At 69.3% G+C, this 16,678-nt stretch carries 16 protein-coding genes; 9 read left to right on the top strand and 7 right to left on the bottom strand.

What is annotated here, in order from left to right:
• The 7 genes from BU52_RS31435 to BU52_RS31405 form a co-directional block, all read left to right on the top strand.
• A partial coding sequence (locus tag BU52_RS31435) for a hypothetical protein (RefSeq protein ID WP_235216471.1) occupies window positions 1–1,654 on the top strand: 1,654 nt, incomplete at its 5' end.
• A gap of 175 nt (window positions 1,655–1,829) precedes the next feature.
• The gene (locus tag BU52_RS31430) at window positions 1,830–2,063 is read left to right on the top strand and encodes a hypothetical protein (RefSeq protein WP_037940969.1); all 234 of its coding nucleotides are present in this window, start codon (window positions 1,830–1,832) and stop codon (window positions 2,061–2,063) included.
• An 11-nt stretch (window positions 2,064–2,074) separates the two neighbouring features.
• The gene (locus tag BU52_RS31425) at window positions 2,075–4,354 is read left to right on the top strand and encodes a heavy metal translocating P-type ATPase (RefSeq protein WP_037940968.1); all 2,280 of its coding nucleotides are present in this window, start codon (window positions 2,075–2,077) and stop codon (window positions 4,352–4,354) included.
• A complete protein-coding gene (locus tag BU52_RS31420; RefSeq protein WP_037940966.1) occupies window positions 4,351–4,866 on the top strand; it encodes a copper chaperone PCu(A)C in 516 nt (171 codons plus the stop codon). Before BU52_RS31425 ends, BU52_RS31420 begins: the two co-directional genes overlap by 4 nt.
• A 403-nt stretch (window positions 4,867–5,269) precedes the next feature.
• Window positions 5,270–6,475, top strand: a complete 1,206-nt coding sequence (locus tag BU52_RS31415) for a sensor histidine kinase (protein ID WP_051858745.1) — start codon at window positions 5,270–5,272, stop codon at window positions 6,473–6,475.
• The gene (locus BU52_RS31410; protein WP_037940961.1) at window positions 6,463–7,119 is read left to right on the top strand and encodes a response regulator; all 657 of its coding nucleotides are present in this window, start codon (window positions 6,463–6,465) and stop codon (window positions 7,117–7,119) included. The genes BU52_RS31415 and BU52_RS31410 overlap by 13 nt, the downstream gene beginning before the upstream one ends.
• Window positions 7,120–7,181: 62 nt before the next feature.
• Window positions 7,182–7,847 carry a hypothetical protein gene (locus tag BU52_RS31405; RefSeq protein ID WP_051858744.1) on the top strand — a complete coding sequence of 222 codons (666 nt, stop codon included), beginning with the start codon at window positions 7,182–7,184 and terminating at the stop codon, window positions 7,845–7,847.
• 31 nt (window positions 7,848–7,878) lie between these two features.
• Here the strand turns inward: BU52_RS31405 and BU52_RS31400 are convergent, their stop codons facing one another.
• The 6 genes from BU52_RS31400 to BU52_RS31375 all read right to left on the bottom strand — a co-directional run bounded on the left by BU52_RS31400 (window position 7,879) and on the right by BU52_RS31375 (window position 13,833).
• Window positions 7,879–8,253 carry an ATP-binding protein gene (locus tag BU52_RS31400; RefSeq protein WP_157847940.1) on the bottom strand — a complete coding sequence of 125 codons (375 nt, stop codon included), beginning with the start codon at window positions 8,251–8,253 and terminating at the stop codon, window positions 7,879–7,881.
• A gap of 169 nt (window positions 8,254–8,422) precedes the next feature.
• The gene (locus tag BU52_RS31395) at window positions 8,423–9,145 is read right to left on the bottom strand and encodes a DUF1775 domain-containing protein (RefSeq protein ID WP_037940959.1); all 723 of its coding nucleotides are present in this window, start codon (window positions 9,143–9,145) and stop codon (window positions 8,423–8,425) included.
• A 29-nt stretch (window positions 9,146–9,174) separates the two neighbouring features.
• Window positions 9,175–10,722 (bottom strand): YncE family protein, encoded by a 1,548-nt coding sequence (locus BU52_RS31390; RefSeq protein ID WP_078903548.1) that lies wholly within the window; start codon window positions 10,720–10,722, stop codon window positions 9,175–9,177.
• A gap of 114 nt (window positions 10,723–10,836) precedes the next feature.
• Window positions 10,837–11,529, bottom strand: a complete 693-nt coding sequence (locus BU52_RS31385) for a hypothetical protein (RefSeq protein ID WP_157847939.1) — start codon at window positions 11,527–11,529, stop codon at window positions 10,837–10,839.
• The gene (locus tag BU52_RS31380) at window positions 11,514–12,095 is read right to left on the bottom strand and encodes a sigma-70 family RNA polymerase sigma factor (protein ID WP_235216470.1); all 582 of its coding nucleotides are present in this window, start codon (window positions 12,093–12,095) and stop codon (window positions 11,514–11,516) included. The genes BU52_RS31385 and BU52_RS31380 overlap by 16 nt, the downstream gene beginning before the upstream one ends.
• 379 nt (window positions 12,096–12,474) lie before the next feature.
• Window positions 12,475–13,833 carry a dicarboxylate/amino acid:cation symporter gene (locus tag BU52_RS31375; protein WP_078903546.1) on the bottom strand — a complete coding sequence of 453 codons (1,359 nt, stop codon included), beginning with the start codon at window positions 13,831–13,833 and terminating at the stop codon, window positions 12,475–12,477.
• A gap of 185 nt (window positions 13,834–14,018) precedes the next feature.
• On the opposite strand from BU52_RS31375, the gene cuyA reads away from it, so the two are divergent.
• Together cuyA and cuyB are read left to right on the top strand one after the other, a co-directional pair.
• On the top strand, window positions 14,019–15,026 hold the full coding sequence (gene cuyA / locus BU52_RS31370) for a D-cysteate sulfo-lyase (RefSeq protein WP_037940954.1): 1,008 nt from the start codon (window positions 14,019–14,021) through the stop codon (window positions 15,024–15,026).
• Window positions 15,023–15,760, top strand: a complete 738-nt coding sequence (cuyB, locus tag BU52_RS31365) for a cysteate racemase (RefSeq protein WP_107061322.1) — start codon at window positions 15,023–15,025, stop codon at window positions 15,758–15,760. Before cuyA ends, cuyB begins: the two co-directional genes overlap by 4 nt.
• Here the strand turns inward: cuyB and BU52_RS31360 are convergent, their stop codons facing one another.
• Window positions 15,761–16,669 carry a LysR family transcriptional regulator gene (locus tag BU52_RS31360; protein WP_063830052.1) on the bottom strand — a complete coding sequence of 303 codons (909 nt, stop codon included), beginning with the start codon at window positions 16,667–16,669 and terminating at the stop codon, window positions 15,761–15,763. It abuts the gene before it with no gap.
• Between the last annotated feature and the right edge of the window lie 9 nt (window positions 16,670–16,678).

Raw genomic sequence — 16,678 nt, 5'->3', positions numbered from 1 at the left:
GGACGAGTCCCGCGGCCGACGAGTCACCCCGCCCCCCGCACCCGACAGTCAACAGCCGCATCCGCCGGACCAGGTGGGCGTGGCCGTAAACGAACTGGTGCGTCGCACAAACATTTTCCGGCAGTCAGCGAAGCGTCACTTCACTGCCCTGATGAATCGCGACTATCAGGAGGGAAAGAGGCCACAGATTCCTCTCCAGAAGGCGAACGAGGTCCGGGAGATCCTGGACCACATCGAGCGCCTGGCGGACACCGACACCGCATTTCAGCAATGGTGTAACGACTACACGCACCACCGACAGGCGTTGCGCAGTGAGATCACCAACGCCCTCACGTCACTCAACGAACAATGGCGCAACTACGGCTACTTCTTGATGCTTCATTTCGGCGGCATCTGGAATACTCCCGAGCTGAAAGGCCACTCGGTCAACTACTCCTACAGCGAATATTTTCGCGCCATGTCCGCGGGCAATGTGCGGTCCCTGGACGAGGACCCCGCCGTCGTCGAGGCGCGCCGGCAACACGCGGCAAGCGGGAAAACGGACAGCCCGTGGGTCGACCAGAAGCGGGCGGAGATCGAGGCTGCCCTGCGCCGGTGTGTGCTGCGCCACTACTCGCCGGCCGATCGAGTAGAGCGCATTCTCGGGCCGGAGAACGCCCACCAGCCAGGCCCCGCACTCAAGTCCCAGGCGGTGCTGGAAGATGAGAACACCGGTTCCTTCGAGTACAACTCCGGGTCCTACGACATCGAACACCTGGCCGACCATGGATTCGTCTTCTTCTACATCGAGCCTGCGGTTTCCACATTCCGTGCCAGCCGGTTCGGCGGCGACGACCCCGCCCGTATCACGGTTCCCATCGACAGGCTGGAACAGCAAAACGGCTGGGTGATGCTGAACGACTTCCTGGAACGCGAGATGCCCACCCTCCGTGCAAATGACCAGGGTGAACTGATCTCCTACATCCGCAAAGTCGACAAGACGCTACTGGAGGACACAAACTGGACCGGTCATATGGACGAGTATGTCAACGTTCCCGCCAAGTCACCGGAAGGGAAGCTGAGGAGAGCCCTTTACACGGCGAAAGCACTCTTCAACGAGGTGGAGGATTCGGTCGATCTGGTGGCCGGCCTGGCCCGACGGGCCCACGACCTGATGGAGTACGAGGACGACGACGAGGACATGCCGTACAGGCTGGTCAGGATCATGCGACAGCTCCGGGAGGAAGAGGACTTGCTGAAGGCCGTCCTCGCGAAAATCGACCAGGAAAAGCTGGAAAGGCTGCGGCAGGAACGCGCAAAGGCACTGAAGGACTCCAAGGACTACTCCCACAAGGTGCGCATCTACAGGCCGGGGCAACTGTCCCACAAAACCGGGCATATCCAGTACAACGGCGTCGGAACGACTGACGTCCGTCCGGAGCCAGGCACAGCGAACATCCTTGTAGGCGCCGACGTCATCCCTGGTTTGGCACTGCGCTGCGTCGTCGAGATCGCCCGCATCGAGCGCACCCGGCCACACGTGGCCAGTCGCCTGAAAAGCATGTCGGGCGAGGCCTTGGTCCGGGTGCTGCTCAAGGACTTCATCCGCCCTCAGGCCATGCTGCAACGGGAGGTTCCCTTCACCCGGGCGGACGTGGAATTCAAGAACCGTTGAACCGCCCGCGCCCGAGCAGCACCGTGAGCGTCGTTCAACGGATTTCCGCACCTGGGCCGGCGACTGTGATACGCACCACTCCCTCGCCCGGGAACTCACGCCCCAGCCGTCCCGACTCCTCAAGCAGTACGGCGGAATCCGACCACCGTCGTACAACGCGACCTGGAGACCTGTGATGGCCGAATCCCGACAGAAGTCGCCCGCCGGGGGCGCTGCGGTGCGGAGAGCGGTGCTCCCACCCGCCCTGCTCGGCTTCCTGCTCCTCTTGACGCTGATGTTCGCGCTCTCCTACGCCGTCGGCTCTGCCGCCGGTCCGGTGTCGCCGGGCATGTCCGGCACCAGCCCCGGGGGCACATCGCCGGACGGCGGCGGAGACGTGCAGGACATGGACATGGGCGGAATGGGCTGAGGAGGACACCGATGGACACCGGACCAGTGACTTCCGGGACCGTCACCACCGACCTGACCGTCGGCGGCATGACCTGCGCTGCCTGCGTGAACCGCGTGGAGAAGAAGCTCGGCAGGCTGGAAGGGGTCACGGCGAGCGTCAACCTGGCGACCGGCCGTGCCCGTGTCGAGCACCCGCCGGACATCGCCGCCGAGGAGCTCGTCGCGGCCGTGGTGAAGGCCGGTTACACCGCCGAGCTGCCAAAGCCGCCCCGCAAGGCGAAGGCCGAGGGCGACGACGAGGAGACCGCTGACACCGCCGGGGCCGAGGCCTCACGGCAGGACCGCAACCGGCTCCTGGTCACCGCGCTGCTGGCGGTGCCCGTGCTCGTGGTGTCGATGGTGCCCGCGCTGCAGTTCCGCAACTGGCAGTGGCTGTGCTTCGCGCTCACCGCTCCGGTCGTCTTCTGGAGCGCGTGGCCCTTCCACGTGCGGGCCCTGCGCGGGCTGCGCCACTCGTCGGCGACCATGGACACCCTGGTGTCGCTGGGGGTGGTGGCCTCCTTCCTGTGGTCGACGTACGCCCTGTTCCTGGGCGGTGCCGGGGAGCCGGGCATGGAAATGGCTTTCTCCCTCGTCCCCGGCGCCTCCCCGGACGCCCCGGCGATCTACCTCGAAGCGACCGTGAGCGTCCCGTTGTTCGTACTGGCCGGGCGCTTCCTGGAGGCACGCGCGCGAAGCGGAACCGGCGAGGCGCTCCGGTCGCTGGCCCGGCTGACGGCGAAGGAGGTCTCGCTCCACGAGAACGGATCCGAACGGCTCGTTCCCATCGAGGAACTGACCACGGGCCAGGTCTTCATGGTGCGGCCCGGTGAGCGGGTCGCCACCGACGGCGAGGTCGTGCAGGGCAGTTCCGCCGTGGATCTGTCCCTGGTCACCGGCGAGAGCGAGCCGGTGGAGGTGGCACCGGGCTCGGCGGTGGTCGGCGGCGCCGTCAACGCCGGCGGGCTGCTGCTCGTACGGGCCACCGCCGTCGGCGCCGACACCCAGCTCGCCCGTATCGCGCAGCTGGTGACCGACGCCCAGGCAGGCAAGGCGAAGGCCCAGCGCCTGGCCGACACCGTCGCCGGGTTCTTCGTCCCGGTGGTGCTGGCCCTGGCCGTGACCACCCTGGGTTTCTGGCTCGGCGCCGGGGCCGACGCCCAGCCGGCCATCACCGCGTGCGTCGCCGTCCTGGTCGTGGCCTGCCCCTGCGCCCTCGGCCTGGCCACGCCCACCGCGCTCATGGCCGCCACAGGCCGCGGTGCCCAGATCGGTGTCCTCGTCAGAGGCCCGCAGGCCCTGGAAGGTCTCCAGCACCTCGACGCGGTCGTGCTGGACAAGACCGGCACCCTCACCTCCGGGCACATGAGCGTGGCCCGCGTGACGACGGTCCCCGACGGGCCCGACGAGGCCACGGTGCTGCGCCTGGCCGGCGCGGTCGAGCAGGGCTCTGAACACCCGCTGGGACGGGCGATCGTCGCATACGCCCGGAAGGAACCCGCGGGACAGCGCCTCCCCGAGGTGCGTGACTTCCGTGCCCTGACCGGGCGGGGAGTGTCCGGCCTGGTGGAGGGCGGCCGGGTGGAGGTCCTCGCGCCCGGCGACGACCTGCCGCGCCCGCTGGCCGACGCCCTGGCGGCGGCCGAGACCGCCGCCCGTACCCCGGTGCTGGTGCGCGTGGACGGCGTGGATCAGGCGCTGATCGAGGTGGGGGACGTCGTACGGCCCGGCAGCTTCCGGGCGGTGGACCGGCTGCGGCGTCTCGGTGTGCGCCCGGTGCTCGCCACCGGCGACCGCGAGGCACCCGCACGGGCGGTGGCGGACGCCCTCGGCATCGACGACGTACACGCCCGCCGCAGTCCCGAGGACAAGGCACGTCTCGTCGAGGATCTGCGGGAGCAGGGCTACCGGGTCGCCGTCGTCGGCGACGGCGTGAACGACGCCGCGGCACTCGCCGGTGCCGACCTGGGCATCGCCATGGGCAGCGGCACCGATGTGGCCATCACGGCGGCCGACGTGACGCTCGCCCGTGGCAACATCGACGCCCTCGCGGACGCGGTGGAGCTCGCGCGGCGCACCCTGGGCACGATCCGCGTCAACCTCGTCTGGGCGTTCGGCTACAACGTGGTGACGGTGCCGCTCGCCATGGTGGGGCTGCTCAACCCCATGGTGGCCGCCGCGGCGATGTCCGTGAGTTCGCTGCTGGTCGTCGGCAACAGTCTGCGGCTGCGCACCTGGCAGCCCTCGGCCCCACGGAGGCGTGTGCGATGACCCGTTCCTTCCGGCGGCTCGACCGCCGCCGCCTGACCGACACCGCACTGGCCGCGCTCGCACCCGTCGTCGCCTGCGGCGTGGCCCTCGGCGGGCTCACCGCATGGGTCGGCGCGGGCGGGGCGGGCCGGCCTACCGCCCGGATCGATGTGTCGTACGGCCGTGTTCTGCTGCCGTTCGGTGATACGAGGGAGACGTCCGCGTACTTCGACGTCTCCAACACCGGTGACGCGGGCGACCGGCTGGTCGCGGTGACCTACACGGGCAAGCAGGCCGAGATCAGCCGCCACGCCAAGGCGGGCCGAGGGGCCGCCACCAAGGCGTACCTGGACTCGACGGAAGTCCCCGCCGGTACTCGGCTGTCCATGTCGCCCCACGGGGTGAACGTGACGCTGCTCGCCCAACGCGGCTGGCGCCCGGGTGATCTCATCCGGTTCACGCTGCGCTTCGAGCGCAGCGGCACGATCGACGCCTTCGCGGTGGTGACACGGCCGGGTGAATCGGGCTTCTGAGCGCCGCGTGGAGTCCGGCGTGTCGACCGCAACCGCCAGAAGCGCGCGTGCGCCACTCCCCCACCGGTGCCGTCCCGCGGGAGGTGGGAGGGGTCCGTGTGCGTCATGGCTGCTCTTTCGACGGCGTACGCGACTGTGCGGGTCACGGAGGACGACGGTGGGAGGTCCTCGACGCTACGGACCGGCGTCGCCCGCGCCGATCCCTCGGGCCGCCGGACCGGTGGTACAGCAGGCTGTACTCTTCCCCGCTCCCTCTCGGTGCGCGGCACCGCGGGGCATAGGGTGACCGGCGTAGCGGCAGGCCGGCGAAAGGTGAGAGGTGGCCACCCGGCACAACAAAAGCTCCGGCGGCCGGTCCGGGCACGGCGCGAGAGAGCCTTTCAGGGAGACCGTCGCCGGTTCCGTGTCCGCCGCGCTGGCCGCGCTGGGGCAGCTCGTGGGCGGTCTCGGCACGGCCGTGCTCGCCCTGGTCGGCCTCGGCTGCCTCGTGCTGACGGCGGCGGCCAGTCTGGCGGGCGTGGGACTGCTGTTCGCCCCGGCCGTGCTACGGGGGCTGCACGCGCTCGCCGGTCGGGAACGCACACGGCTCGCCCGTCACGGTCTCGACATCGTGCCCCCGGAACCACCGCCCACCCGGCTGCGGCCCGCTCTGGCCGATGCCACCACCCGCCGCGAGACGCGCTGGTTGCTGGTGCACGCCACCTTCGGTCTGCTCCTCGGCCTGCTCGGACTGCTGCTGCCGGTCGTGGCGGTCCGCGACACCGCCTTCCCGCTGCTGTGGCCGTTCGCCCCGGAGGGTTCCACCAGCACCTCGCTGGGGTTCGGGACCGCGGATTCCTGGGCGGAGGCGTCCGTGGTGTCCCTGCTCGGGGTGGGCTGGATCGCCATCGTCCTCGGCCTGGGGCCGGGCATGGCCCGCCTGCAGGCGCGGCCCGCCCTGCGCCTCCTGGCGGCCGGGCCGGACACCGACCTGTCGCTGCGGGTGGCCGAGCTGACCGCGACGCGGGCCGCCGCGCTGGACGCCCACGCCGTCGAACTGCGGAGGATCGAGCGATCCCTGCACGACGGCACGCAGAACCGCCTCGTCACCGTCACGGTGCTGCTCGGCGCGGCCCGCCGCATGGTGGCCCGCGACCCCGCCGGTGCCGACGAAGTCCTCGAACGCGCCCAGTCCGCCGCCGAGCAGGCGCTGGCCGAACTGAGAGCCGTCGCGCGCGGCATCCTCCCGCCCGTTCTCTCCGACCGCGGGCTGGCCGGAGCGCTCTCGGGTCTCGCGGCGAACTGCGCGGTGCCCTGCCGGACCGACGTCGACCTGCCCGAACGGTGCGCGGCGTCGGTCGAGGCGACCGCCTACTTCGTGGTGGCCGAGGCCCTCACCAACATCGCCAAGCACAGCGGTGCCACCCGGGCCACCGTCACCGTGCGCGGCCGGGGCGGCCGGCTCAAGCTGCGCGTCGAGGACGACGGCTCGGGAGGCGCCGACGAGGCGGGCGGGTCCGGCCTGTCCGGCATCCGCCGCCGCATCGCGGCACACGACGGTGTGCTGCGCCTGACCAGTCCGCGCGGCGGACCGACCCTTCTCGAGGTGGACCTTCCATGCGGATCGTGATGGCCGAGGACGACCCGTTGCTGCGCGAGGGACTGGCCCTGCTGCTGCGCGCCGAGTCGCTGGACGTGGTCGCGAAGGTGGGCACCGCCGACGACGTCCTCGACGCCATCGACACCCACCGGCCCGACGTCGCCATCCTCGACGTACGGATGCCGCCCACCCACACCGACGAGGGCATCCGCGCCGCCGTCGAGGCCCGCCGCCGCCACCCCGGGCTCGCCGTCCTGGTGCTGTCCGCCTACGTCGAGCAGAGCTTCGCCACCGATCTGCTCACCGGCGGGGTCGGCGGCCTCGGCTATCTGCTCAAGGAGCGGGTCGGACGGGTGGAGGAGTTCCTCGACGCCCTGCGGAGGGTGGCGGACGGCGGTACCGCCATCGACCCCGAGGTGGTCGCCCAGTTGTTCACCCGCTCGCGCCAGGACACCCGGCTGGAACGCCTCAGCCCGCGTGAGCGGGACGTACTCGGCCTGATGGCCGAGGGGTTGGGCAACAGCGCCATCGCCGGGCGGCTCGTCGTCACCGACGGCGCCGTCCACAAACACATCCGCAACATCTTCGCCAAGCTGGACCTGGCACCCACCCAGCAGGTCGACCGCCGGGTCGCCGCCGTCCTGCACTACCTGGAGAACGCCCGCCGCCCCTGACACCCGTAAGGGGGAACCACGGAGCGGTTCCGCACAACCGACGACAAGGAAAAGACCCGCACATGCCGACGCCTGGATTCCCGGTGGGCACCCTCGACTCCGAGGGAACGCCCATATGGATCACGGATGTGGCCACAGAGGATCCCCATCACAGCCTGCACGTGGTCCGTGGCCTTGACCCAGCGGCCGCGCTGGAGGCACTGGGCGCCCCACCACAGGAGATCCGTCCGTGTGTGCTGCCCGACCCCTCCGCCAAGCCCAATGCGTTCACCTCACTGCCCAAAACCGTCCTCGGCACGGAATGGCCCTCAGCCACGCTGATGGCCGGCAGCGCCGGTGCGTGGACCTTCGTGTATGACGACTCCGGGGCGACCTGGGACCGCGCGGCCGCACTGTCCCGCGACGGCCGGACGGCGGCCACGAGCGTGTACACCTTGAACGCAGATGCCAGCCTCGACTACGCCGTCGACGGAGCGGAGCTCCGCCATGTCGACGTCGACGACCTCGTACTCCCGGGGGACCTCTCCGGGATGCCGGAGGAACTGTGCATGGCATTCCAGGATGCCGGCATATTCGAAGCGGACTACCGGGAGTCGTCCGACGAACCCGACTACAGCATCTGCATGCGCGCCGTCTGCGCTCTCGGGGGCCTGCCCCGCACCTCCGAAGACCTGCGCCGTGTGCCACTGCTGGCAGCGGCGGTGCCCACGAGGCCACTGGGCCGCTGATCCCGACTGCTCGACAGGATGTGCGAGAGCGTCAGAACCGCACCGGCCGGCCGGATTCCCTGATACCGACCTCCGCGCTCACCCGCAGTCCCCAAACCCCTCGCGCCGTCTCGGTCCGGGAAGCGAGGCAGCCGACGATGTCCAGACCTCGCCCGCACTCGTCGGCCTCGGCCGCTTTGGGGCGCGGGTCGGGCCCGCCGTAGTCCGTGACGTCGACCCGCAGGGTGTTCCCGACGAGTGCCAGCGTCATCGTGAGATCGGAGCCCCCGTGCTGCACGGCGTTGGTGGTCAGCTCGCTCACGATGAGCACCGCTGCGTCGGCCTCCTCACCGTGGATTCCCCAGCGGGCCAGGACGGCGGCGGTGAAGCGGCGTGCGTCGCGGACACCGCGCTCGTGCGCCCTCATGACCACGCCGGCTACCCGCGGCGCCGTACCAGGACGGCGAGCGGCTTCAATGTGACGAGGAAGAAGTGCTGTGTGGGACATCGGGTTGCCTTGTCGGGGAGTCGGGGCAAAACCGTGGCCGAGTGTTCGGGGCGGAGAGTGCGGGACCGGGGCGAGGGCCGATGCGGGTCTAGGGGGACACACTCCGACTTCTGCGACGCTGCAGCAGGACGGCCCCGCCCACCGCGGCCGCCGCGCCGATCCCGACGACGATGCCGAGGGACGAACCCGCCTCCTCGGCGGCGGCCGACGGTGTCGGCGTGGCCGCGACGGTCGGCGCGGGGGCCGTCTCCGCCCCGTCCGTCGCGGCCGACGGTGAGGAACCGGTGGCCTGCCGGGCCGGCGGATCCGCCTCCGGGTTGACGGTGAGCACCGGCAGGGGGAACTCCGGGTCCTCGCTGCCGGTCGCCGGCTGGTTCCACGCGGCGATCGTGCCGTTGGAGTAGGTCTGCTCGGAGGGGAAGTCGAGGGAGTACCGGTCGGGTACGGGGCCCACCTTCACCGTGAAGGTCCCGCTTTCCTTGGGCGGGATGTCGTAGCCGGGCTTCGCCGTCCAGAGCAACTGCGTGCCCTCGTCGGCGGGCCCGGCTATCTTCTTCCCGGTCCAGCCCTCCACCGCCGGTACGTCGGTGACCTCGAGCTCCGGCGGAACGATGACGGCGACGCGGATCGTGCTGGCGTCGGCGAGCTCGCTGGGGACGCGGAACTCGAGCGTGGCGGGTTTTCCGGGGATGACATCACCGGTCACCGAGACATGGGCTGCCGCGATGCCGGACACGAGCAGAACTGCGCCCGCCGCACCGGCGGCCACGGTGACCAGGGAGGCGATGTGCCGTCGAATGCGGCGGGGCATGGTTCACGTCCTTCCGGTTAAGGAACAGGTCAGCAGCAGTCGCAGTACAGAAGGTCGGTGGCCTTGACCGAGTGGCCGTGTCCGCTGGCCTGGGCGGCGAAGTTCGCCTTCTGGACGGGGGTCACCTCGCCCTTGACCTCGATGGCGATGCTCTCGCCGTTGAAGGCGCCGAAGGAGAGCGCCATGGGTGTCTTGCCACCCTTGTCGGTGGGGAACGAACGCAGCACGGTCTTCTTGCCGTCGGCGGCCACGGAGTAGGCCTGGTAGACGGTGTCCGGCTGAAGGCCCCGCGCCTGGAGCTGGATCATGTCCAGTCCGGCCACCGGGCGGACGGTGGCCTCCAGGACACGGCCCTTGACCGGGTCGAGGGTGTCACCGCGGCTGCCGTTCGGCAGCGTGGTCGGCACGTTATACGCCTGCTGGCCGAGACCCTGCCGGCCGAGGCCCGGGGCGTTGCCGGCACGGTCGGTGGCCCTCGGGGCGTAGACGATGGCCTGCGGTTCCTGGCCCGTCGCGATGGTGTCGATCACCTTGTTGGTGCGGGTGTCGATGACGTCCACCGCATCGGACTTCTCCAGGCCGACGTACAGGCGGGAGCCGTCACCGCTGCCCCACGCGCCGTGCGGTGCGTGCCCCTTGTTCTTGATCTTGGTGATGAGTTCGGGAGCACCGCTGGTCCGCTTGTAGACCCAGGTCTCGTCCAGCCCTCCCATGGTCAGGTAGACGAACTTCCCCTTGCTGTTCTCGATGAACTGCGGGTGATTGGTGTCGGGTCCGGTGTTGAGGACGGTGACCACCTTCCTGCGCGTGAGGTCCACCACGGTGATCTTGCCGTCGCGCTTGTGGGAGACCCAGATGCGCTTGCCGTCGGCGGAGATGGCCTGGTCGGAGGAGAAGGTGGCGCCGAGACCGGTGATGCGGTCCTTGATCTTGCGGGTGCGCACGTCGATGACGCTGACTTCGGCCTTGCTGGTGAAGTTGACGTACGCGTACCTGCCGTCGGGGCTCATCAGCACCTTCGACGGCCCCTCACCGACGCGCACCGTGGCGATGACGCCTCCGCGCTCGACGTCGACGACCGAGATCGTGTCGCGGCCCCGGTTGGCGACCCAGAACTGCTTGCCGTTGGCGGTGAAGCTGCCCTCGTGGGCGGCGCGGCCCACGTCGGTGGTGTTGAGGACCTTGTTGGTCCTGGTGTCGACCATGTGGACGGTGTTGCTGGTGACGCTCACCACGGCCAGCTTCCGGTGATCGGGCGAGTACGCCAGACCGTGCACTCCGGAGTCACCGCTGTACTGCGGGCTGAAGGTGCTGCCCACCCGCTGGTCGCCCAGGGCGATCGTGCCCAGTGTCCTGTTGGTGGAGGGGTCGATCACCGACACCGTGTTGGAGGTCTGGTCGGCCGTGTAGAGCCGGTCCCGGCCCGTGATCGGAACCGGGCGCTGCTTGGGGGCGGCACTGGCCTCGGTGGCCGTGGTTTCCGGGCTGGCCTGCGCGATGGACGTGGCCGCGAGCCCTCCGCCTCCGACCCCCAGCGCGGCGATCAGCATCCATGTGGCACGACGCACAGTAGGCATGTACTTGCTCCATTGTCTGTTTTCGGGCAGGGGGGACCACCGCGCCTGCGGGTGCGACGGACCGTCTGACCACTTGGGGAATTGCGGCGTCAGGGAGTTCGTGTGTCCGGGCCGTCAGGCCGGCCGGGACGGGGAGGGGGACGGAGAAGGCACGACGCGAACGTGGCTCACCACGCGTCCGTCCCCGTCCTCGACGATCAGGGCGGTGATCGTGTCCTTGCGCATGGCGGTCACCATGCGGGTGGACACCTGCTCCCCGGAATCGGCGCGCACACTGCCGCCCGGGACCCGCGTGCCGTCGGCGTTGACGGTCACCATCCGGTACGTCTCACCCTTCTCGAGACCCGACAGGGCCACCGGTACCTCGGTGCCCCACGGATGGCCGATCATCGTTCCCTCGCGGACCAGCACCACCGCCGTGGCGGGAGCCGGCTGGTCCTGATCCAGGGAAAGGGGGACGACCGCCGCGGCCGCGGTGACGAAAGCGGCGGCCACGCCCAGGGCGACGCGACGCCGGAACCTGGGCCGGACCGGCTTCGGATCGGCCACGACCTGGCGGATGCGGTCGCCGAGGTCCTTCGAGGGCCGCGCCCGGGAAGCGGAACCCCGTGCGCCTGTCCAGTCGGCGAACGGGTCGACCCGTCGCAGGGTGCGGACCACGTCCTCGAGCTCGGCGGCCTCGCGGGTGCACTCCGGGCACTGGTCCAGATGGCGGGCCAGGTCCTCCGGCAGTGGTGTCCCGAGAAGCAGGTGCTCGGTCAGCAGCGGACGGAAGGGGATGCATTCCTTGTTCATGGTGCCAGCCACCCGTTCTCCTCCAGGACGAGTCGCAGCGCGCGCACGCCGTAGTAGAGGCGGCTGCGCATCGTGGAGGCCGGGACCCCCAACTCCTCACCCAGCTCCGCACAGGTACGGCCGCCGAAGTACACCTCCACCACTGCCTCCCGGTGCTGCGGGCTCAGCCGCTCCAACGCCTCTCCGAGCTGAATCCGCTCGAGAAGCTGATCGACGGGGTCGAACGCCGAGGACGACTCGGACACGGCGTCCCACGAGGAGTAGCCGGTTCCCTCCCGGACCTTGCGCCGGCGCAGGGCGTCCACCACTCCGTTCCGGGCGATGGCGAACAGCCACGTCCGCATGCTGCCCTGGCCCGGATCGAAGCCCCGGGGCGACTTCCACGCACGGACGAAGGTCTCCTGGACCACGTCCTCGGCGAGCTGACGGTCATCCAGTGCCTTGTACGCGAACCCGAAGAGTTCACCACCGTAGAGGTCGTAGGCGGCCTGTACCTCGCGTTCCGTCCTCAGTGCGGTCGGCTCGGCCTCTTTCGACGCGAACCGGTCGCGCAGCCATCTCACCGGACTACCGCTCACCGACACGGCCGTCCACATCCAGTCCGCGCCAGAACACCATGGTGCTTTCCATTTCCGGAGACGATGTGGTCATCAGGGGATACGCAGGCCTCACCACTCATGTTGAAAGGAGGGGAAATTTCGTCGGTGCGGCCGAAAGACACCTGGTCAGCTCCCCGTGGGCGGGGGTGCCGGGTCATGGCGACGGCCCGAGCACCGCGGTGGCGGTGGCACGGGCACGGTCACGATCACAGAATGGGGGTAAGGCGGTGCCGATGCGACTGGATCACAGGCATCGGGCGGGGGACACACCGGCCGCCCTGATGTATGGCGTGGTGCCGGTCCAGGGCTGTCGTCCCTGAGGTGTACCGGGACGCTCGGTCAGCGCGTTCGGTCCTCGTCAGGCGTCGCTGCGTCCACCGATGTCGACGGCGGTGGGTTCTCCCGCGAGCTCGGGGGCAGCGGGTTCCCCGGCAGGGGCGGCGGGGCTGGTCTTGGCCCGGTGTACGAACTGACCCTCCGACTTCGCGATCACCATAGCGGCGAGCGAGTTGCCCGTGACGTTCAAAGCGGTCCGTGCCATGTCGACCACGAAGTCGATGGCCAGCAGAATGGCGATGCCCTCCGCGGGTAGTCCGATCACTGCGCCGGCCGAGAACAGGACGACGATCGAGGCGGACGGCACGCCCGCGATGCCCTTGGTCAGCAGCATCAGTACCAGTAGTGCGGTCAGCAGACGCGGGATCGTCAGCTCGACGCCGTAGGCGTGCGCGAGGAAGACGACTGCCAGTCCTTCGTACATCGTGGCGCCGTCGGCGTTGAAGGAGTAGCCGAGGGGCAGCGTGAACGAGGACACCTTCCGGTCCACACCGAACTTGTCGAGCCGTTCGATCAGGGGTGCCAGTACGACCTCGGCACTGCGCGTCACGAACGCCAGGAACAGCAGGTCCCCGACCGCGCGCAGCATCGGGACGTACGGAACCCGGAAGATGATGGCGATGACCGGGAACAGCACGACGAGCACCACGAGCACGGCGGCGTAGAAGACGACGACGAACACCGCCAGCTTCAGCACAAGGTCCCACCCGTAGTGAGCCGTGTTGTACGCGACGAAGGCAACGACGGCCAGCGGGGTCAGCTTGATGATCCAGGTGATCATCTGGAACATGGCGTCGGCGACGGCGTCGAAGACGGCAACCACTGGTTTGGCCTTGTCTCCGATCTTGGTCAGCGCCATCCCGAGGAATACGGCGAAAAACAGGATGGCCAGCAGCTGCCCCTCGCCGGCCGACGCAAAGACGTTCTCGGGAATGATATGCAGGAAGAGTTCCTTCAGATCGATGTCTCTCCCGATGCCCGCCGTCTCGGCGGGGTCGACCGATCCGAGGTTCGCGTCCTTCCCGATGCCGGAGTAGAAGGCCACGAAGAGGGTGACCGCCAGAATGGCCGTCGTGACGATCTCGAAGTAGAGAATCGCCTTGGTCGCCATGCGACCCACCGTCTTCGCCGACTCCAGCCGCGCTATGGACACAACGATGAGCGGAAAGATCAACGGCACGATGGTCATCTTGATCAGCCTGATGAACGCATCCCCGACGATCTTCAGCTGGTCGCCGAACGCCGGCGCCACCAGACCGAGCAGGGCACCGACCACAAGCGCGATCAGCACCTGCACGCCCAGAGGGGGCATCGAGAACTTTCGTCTGCGGTGCTCGACGCGGCCGGCGTTCGCCGCGGCAGCAGGTTGCACATTCGACATGAGTGACAGGTCCTTTCCCTTGCCGGTGACGTGTCATTTGGCTCGCCGAAGTGACCCAGGTCAAGCACGGGGCGATATCCATGCAGTCTGTGCATGACCCCTGACGGAACCGACATTGGACAGCGCTTCCTGAGGGCCCTACCTTCTGGAACATTCATTCACTGCAATCCGATGGGGAGCATTCCATGGTCCAGACGGCACGTTTCGCCCGCTTTCCACTGGGTCATTTCCCGACCGCCCTCGAACCGATGGAGCAGCTGACCACCCATCTGCGGCAGAGCTACACCTCGGTGCCGGAACTGTGGATCAAGCGGGACGACTGCACGGGGCTGGCGACCGGCGGCAACAAGACACGCAAGCTGGAGTTCCTGGTGGGTGAGGCGGCCCGGCAGGGGGCCGACGTGCTCATCACGCAAGGGGCGACCCAGTCGAACCACGCCCGGCAGACCGCTGCGGCGGCCGCCCGCGCCGGCATGGAATGCAAGCTGTTTCTGGAAAAGCGCCAGACGCGGGACGAGGAGTACGAGCTCTCCGGCAACGTCCTCCTGGACGAGCTGCTCGGGGCCGAGATCGTCGACCGCGTACCTGCAGGGACCGACATGCAGGAAGCCATGGAGCTGCTGGCCGACGAGCTGCGCGCGGAGGGGAGGCGGCCCTACGTGATTCCCGGCGGCGGGTCCAACCCGCTGGGTGCGGTGGGCTACGTCCAGTGCGCGCAGGAGCTCGAGGCGGCGCCCGTCCCCGTCGACTGGGTCGTGCACGGGACGGGGAGCACGGGTACGCAGGCGGGCCTCGTCGCGGGACTGCGCGCGATGCACAGTCCGGCCAAGGTGCTCGGCATCAGTGTGCGCCAGCCCGAACAAGCCCAGATAGATGCCGTATTCGGTCTCGCCGAGCGCACGGCGGCTCTCATCGGTGCCGAGGGCGCCGTCAAGCGGGAGGACGTTCTGGTCGACGACCGCTGGGTGGGCGGTGGATACGGCGTCCCGACGGACACCATGACCGAAGCGGTCCGCCTCGTTGCCGCCTGCGAGGGCATCTTGCTCGACCCCGTGTACTCGGGCAAGGGATTCGCCGGACTGATCGGTAACATAGCCGACGGCCGCTTCGCCCCCGACGACAACGTCGTCTTCCTGCACACCGGAGGAAGCGCGGCCCTGTTCGGTTACCGGTCCACGTTCCAGACGCCGTGAGCACGCACGACCACCTGGTGGGCATTCTGGGTGGGATGGGCCCGGCCGCCACCGCCGAGTTCTACACCAAGCTCATCGGCCGGACCCGGGTGACCCGCGACCAGGACCACCTCCGGGTCGCGATCTGGGCCGACCCGACCGTCCCCGACCGTGTCGGGGCCGTGATCGGCACCGGCACCGACCCCTATCCGGCGATGCTGAGCGGAGCGAACCGGCTGCGCGATCTCGGCGTGACCCTGGCGGTGATGCCGTGCCACACCGCGCACGTCTACCTGCCGGCCCTCGTCAAGGACTCGGGCCTGCGGTTCCTCGACATGGTCGCCGAGACAGTGGCGGAACTCGAGCGGCGGGCCGGGGCGATGAGCAGCGTCGGACTGCTCGGCACCCGCGGGACGATCGCCTCCGGCCTCTACCAGGACCGGCTGCGGGAAGCGGGGTTCGGCGTGGCTCTGCCGGGAGAGTCCACGCAGGTGCAGGTGGATCTCGCCATCAAGAAGGTCAAGCAGGGAGACCCGGAGGCAGCCGGTGTGCACCTGGACAAGGCGGTGCGGGCCATGGCGGGTAACGAGGGGCGGCTGATCGTTCTGGCGTGCACCGAGCTCCCGCTGGCGGCCCGGTTTCTCTCCGCATCGCGAGGGGCTCCCCTGCTCGATCCCACCGATCTGCTGGCCGACGCGGTGGTCCGGGAGTGCCTGGGCCCGTATCCGGCGGAAGGCCTCCGGGAGGCCGGATAGTCAGGAGCCGTCCGCCGCGAGTCCGGCGGCACGGTGCCAGATGCCCGCCGCGCGGGCGGGCACCTTGTCGGACGGCACACGGTACAGCCGGATCTCGATGCTCGCCGTCAGCGACGAGTCACCCACCTGCTGCAGTGTGCCGTCGGCGAGTTGCGGGGTCACCAGACGCCCGGGCAGCCAGCCGACGCCCATTCCCGCGCCGATGAGAGCTGCCAGCCCCGAGGTGAAGTCGCTCTGCGCGATGGGCAGGAGGTGGAGGTCCCGCTCAGCGAGGATGCGCTCGGTCACCCGGCCGAGAAACGCGCCCTGGCTGTGGGTGACCATGGGCACGGGATGTGCGGCGGTGCCGGGCAACGAGAAGTCCGGCTGCCGGCCGGTGACCGACGTGTACGGAGCGAGGACATCCTCCGCCAGCACCATCCACTCCACGTCGGCGACCGGAATACTGAGCGGCAGAGCCGGATCCGCGTAGGCGAGCAGCAGGTCGCAGCCGCCGTGGAGCAAGGCGTCATAGGCATCGAGCGTGTTGGACGGCAGCAGGACACACGGCACCGGTCCCTGATCGCTGCAGCTCGCCCACCATTGGGCGAAGAACGTGGTGGCCAGCGTGTGAGTCACCGCGACTCGCACGGCTCCTCTCGGTGTCCGCTGCCGTCCGCGGATCTCATCACGTACCGCGCTGATGGCGGCCACCGTCTCGATCGCTCCGGCGCGGACCTTGACTCCCGCCGGTGTCAGGCTTACGGGATAGGTCGAGCGGTCCACCAACGGCTCGCCGAACCAGATCTCAAGGGCGCGGATCCGGCGGCTGAAGGCAGGCTGGCTCACGTGCTGCGCCTCCGCGGCACGTGTGAAACTGCCGTGCTCGACGAGTGCCAGGAAGCTTTCGAGCCAGCCGATGTCCACCACGGTCGGATT

It is taken from the genome of Streptomyces toyocaensis, from assembly GCF_000725125.1.
Lineage (GTDB): Bacteria > Actinomycetota > Actinomycetes > Streptomycetales > Streptomycetaceae > Streptomyces > Streptomyces toyocaensis.
The sequence above is the reverse complement of the archived record's forward strand: the minus strand, read 5'-3'. Positions and strand labels throughout refer to the sequence as shown.